The following is a 3,538-nucleotide window of genomic DNA, read 5'->3' as shown; positions in this document are numbered from 1 at the left end:
TCTCGCCCGTCAAAGCCGATTCTTCGATTTTTAAGTTTGCAGATTCCATCAAAAGCAAGTCGGCAGGGATTTGCCTACCAGCCTCTAAGATCACTATATCTCCTACGACAACATCACTGGCTGGAATCTCTTTTATTTCGCCATCTCGTTTGACTAACGCGAGCGGGGCGGACATCTTCTTCAAAGCAGCTAGGGCTGCCTGCGCCTTTCCCTCTTGGATGACCCCTATAATCGCATTGAGCAGGATAACCGCCAGTATAACGAAGGCGTCGCCAACGGAATGCTCCCAAATAGAAACCGCCATCGCGATCAATAATATGTATATCATCGGCTCGTTTAGCTGAGCTAAAAACATCTGCACATACGTCTTCGGCTTTTTCTCCCGCAACTCGTTCCTGCCATTCGCCGTCAAAAGTTCTTGCGCACGTTTTTCTGTTAGTCCTTTAGTATTCGCCAACGCTTTCTCCTAGTCGTTTTATATGAGTAAATTATACCAAAAAGTTAGGCAAAATGCAAGCTTTCGCAAAATGTTATATAATACAACAAAGATCCGTTCAAATCACCAAAAAACAACACAAACTCGTTTTGTAACATTTTTGTAAAAAAGTATTGACAAAAATTTACATATGTAGTTGCTCTTGGCAGGTCTTTGTCTTTGTTAGCCATTGCGACAAACCAAACAATCGCGGCGATAAAAATAAATGTTAACAAAACAATCAGCCAAGTCTTTTTTCTGTTGTTCATAATTTTCTCCTTTTGGCATATTGTTTGCATTTTCTTATATTTTTATGCATTAAAAAAGCAGGCATCAGCCCGCTTTTGTTTTATTGTTTATTCCAAACGTAATCAGCTAAATCAAGAACTTTGCAAGAATAACCCCATTCATTATCATACCATGAAACAAGTTTCACAAATGTGTCTGACAATTGGATCCCCGCGCCTGCATCGAAGATCGATGTGTGCGGATCGTGGATGAAATCGCTTGAAACGACTGCTTCTTCGGTGTATGCTAGGATACCTTTTAGTTCGTTTTCGCTTGCTTTTTTGATTGTTGCTTTGATAGTGTCGTAATCGGTTGGTTTTTCTAATCTAACGGTTAAATCAACAACAGAAACATCTGCAGTTGGAACGCGGAATGCCATGCCCGTTAGTTTTCCGTTTAGGTCAGGTATAACTTTTCCAACAGCCTTAGCCGCGCCGGTTGAAGAAGGAATAATGTTGAACGCCGCACCTCTGCCACCGCGCCAATCTTTTTTCGATGGTCCGTCAACGGTTTTTTGTGTCGCCGTTGTTGCATGGACAGTCGTCATCAAGCCTTCTAAAATTCCAAAATTATCATGAACAACTTTAGCAAGCGGTGCTAGACAGTTTGTCGTGCAGCTCGCGTTTGAGATAATTTTCATTGATGGGTCGTAAGTTTCGTTGTTAACCCCCATAACAAACATAGGCGCATCTTTTGATGGAGCCGTGATAAGAACCATTTTCGCGCCAGCCTCTAAGTGAGCGTTTGCCTTTTCTGTGGTCGTGTATACGCCGGAAGCTTCGATAACGATATCTATATCATTTGCGCCCCAAGGAATATTTTTAGCATCTAGCTCGTTATAAACTTTGATTTCTTTGCCGTTGATTGTGATGCCGTTTTCCGTTGTTGTTATGATTGCATCAAAACGCCCATGGACAGTGTCGTACTTAATCATATATTCCATATAATCTGGCGAGATAAACGGGTCATTAATCGCCGCGACTTCCTTGCCTTGTTCGATTGCTGCGCGAAGCACTAATCTGCCAATTCTTCCAAAACCGTTAATAGCTAATTTCATATTTCCGCTCCTTTGTTTACTTTTATTATCTACATTATATTATTAAATAATTCGTATGTCAAGAGTGAATAGGATTTTTTTGGGTATAATATAGTTATGAAAGATTTTAAAAACGAGCCGGAAGAAGAGTCGGCAGAAGAAACATGCGAGACATGCGAAACTGTGGATAATGCTAAGGACGACGGAATTATTTCGTCGCCAGAAAAAGCCAAACACAGGGTGCATGTCCTAAACATTATCGGGCAGATTGAGGGGCACGCCTCCTTATCGAGCCAAACTAAAACGACTAAATACGAACATGTCATTCCGCAACTCACGATTGTCGAGCAGGATACCGAGATAGAAGGGCTTTTGATTATATTAAACACTGTCGGCGGGGATGTTGAGGCGGGGCTTGCGATTGCTGAGATGATTGCGGGGCTTTCAAAGCCGACTGTTTCGATTGTCATAGGGGGAGGGCATTCGATTGGCGTGCCTTTGGCGGTCTCTGCGAATCATAGTTATATAGCCAAGACAGCAACGATGACATTGCACCCTATACGAATGTCGGGGACGATAATTGGTGCGAGCCAAACATATGAATATTTCGAAAAAGTGCAGCAGCAGGTGCTTAGTTTTATTGAACGCAATGCAAAAATAACGATACCAAAGCTAAAGAGGTTAACGTCCGCGACAGGACAAATCTCAAATGATATAGGCACGATTCTTTTCGGCGAAGAGGCTGTTCGGCTCGGGATAATAGATGATGTCGGAGCGATTTCCGATGCATTTGCAAAGCTATATGAGCTGATAGAGGGAATTTAGAATTCTTTGTCATTCGCGTTTTTTCATCTATTTAGAGCATCGACAAACGCTCCTCCAAAGAACTGTCTTGGCTATGTGTCGCATGCTCTCGCTATGCTCGGCACGCTCGCAAACCAAGACAAAAAAAGAGTGTACTGCAAGTCCCCCGAAATACAGTACACTCTATTGTTGTTTAGAAAACCAAAGGCTCCACCGCCTTTATAAGTTTTCTATTCATTTTTGCTCCCCCATAGCTATAAGCGTCGTTTCCTCAGCAAACAGCTACTTTGCCCCTATATTATACTACATATGTAAATTTTTGTCAATACTTTTTTACAAAAATGTTACAAAACGAGTTTGTGTTGTTTTTTGGTGATTTGAACGGATCTTTGTTGTATTATATAACATTTTGCGAAAGCTTGCATTTTGCCTAACTTTTTGGTATAATTTACTCATATAAAACGACTAGGAGAAAGCGTTGGCGAATACTAAAGGACTAACAGAAAAACGTGCGCAAGAACTTTTGACGGCGAATGGCAGGAACGAGTTGCGGGAGAAAAAGCCGAAGACGTATGTGCAGATGTTTTTAGCTCAGCTAAACGAGCCGATGATATACATATTATTGATCGCGATGGCGGTTTCTATTTGGGAGCATTCCGTTGGCGACGCCTTCGTTATACTGGCGGTTATCCTGCTCAATGCGATTATAGGGGTCATCCAAGAGGGAAAGGCGCAGGCAGCCCTAGCTGCTTTGAAGAAGATGTCCGCCCCGCTCGCGTTAGTCAAACGAGATGGCGAAATAAAAGAGATTCCAGCCAGTGATGTTGTCGTAGGAGATATAGTGATCTTAGAGGCTGGTAGGCAAATCCCTGCCGACTTGCTTTTGATGGAATCTGCAAACTTAAAAATCGAAGAATCGGCTTTGACGGGCGAGA

5 protein-coding genes are annotated in these 3,538 nt (G+C 42.4%); 2 read left to right on the top strand and 3 right to left on the bottom strand.

Annotated features, from left to right (window positions below; translation table 11 throughout):
• The 3 genes from ACYVTD_RS10645 to gap form a co-directional block, all read right to left on the bottom strand.
• A partial coding sequence (locus ACYVTD_RS10645) for a P-type ATPase (protein WP_461247750.1) occupies positions 1–457 on the bottom strand: 457 nt, incomplete at its 3' end.
• A 44-nt stretch (positions 458–501) separates the two neighbouring features.
• A complete protein-coding gene (locus ACYVTD_RS10640) occupies positions 502–744 on the bottom strand; it encodes a hypothetical protein (RefSeq protein ID WP_461247753.1) in 243 nt (80 codons plus the stop codon).
• A gap of 80 nt (positions 745–824) precedes the next feature.
• A complete protein-coding gene (gene gap, locus ACYVTD_RS10635; RefSeq protein WP_461247752.1) occupies positions 825–1,820 on the bottom strand; it encodes a type I glyceraldehyde-3-phosphate dehydrogenase in 996 nt (331 codons plus the stop codon).
• A 96-nt stretch (positions 1,821–1,916) separates the two neighbouring features.
• On the opposite strand from gap, the gene ACYVTD_RS10630 reads away from it, so the two are divergent.
• Both ACYVTD_RS10630 and ACYVTD_RS10625 read left to right on the top strand, forming a co-directional pair.
• Positions 1,917–2,624 carry a ClpP family protease gene (locus tag ACYVTD_RS10630; RefSeq protein ID WP_461247751.1) on the top strand — a complete coding sequence of 236 codons (708 nt, stop codon included), beginning with the start codon at positions 1,917–1,919 and terminating at the stop codon, positions 2,622–2,624.
• 457 nt (positions 2,625–3,081) lie between these two features.
• Positions 3,082–3,538 (top strand): P-type ATPase (locus ACYVTD_RS10625; RefSeq protein ID WP_461247750.1); only part of this gene is annotated, 457 nt, incomplete at its 3' end.

Source organism: Treponema sp. R6D11 (assembly GCF_054786075.1).
Note: the sequence above shows the minus strand (reverse complement) of the source record. Positions and strands in the feature narration are given on the sequence as shown.

Coding starts and splice junctions, on each gene's coding strand:
- ACYVTD_RS10630 (WP_461247751.1), top strand. CDS start 1,917: ATGAAAGATTTTAAAAACGAGCCGGAAGAAGAGTCGGCAGAAGAAACA.
- ACYVTD_RS10640 (WP_461247753.1), bottom strand. CDS start 744: ATGAACAACAGAAAAAAGACTTGGCTGATTGTTTTGTTAACATTTATT.
- gap (WP_461247752.1), bottom strand. CDS start 1,820: ATGAAATTAGCTATTAACGGTTTTGGAAGAATTGGCAGATTAGTGCTT.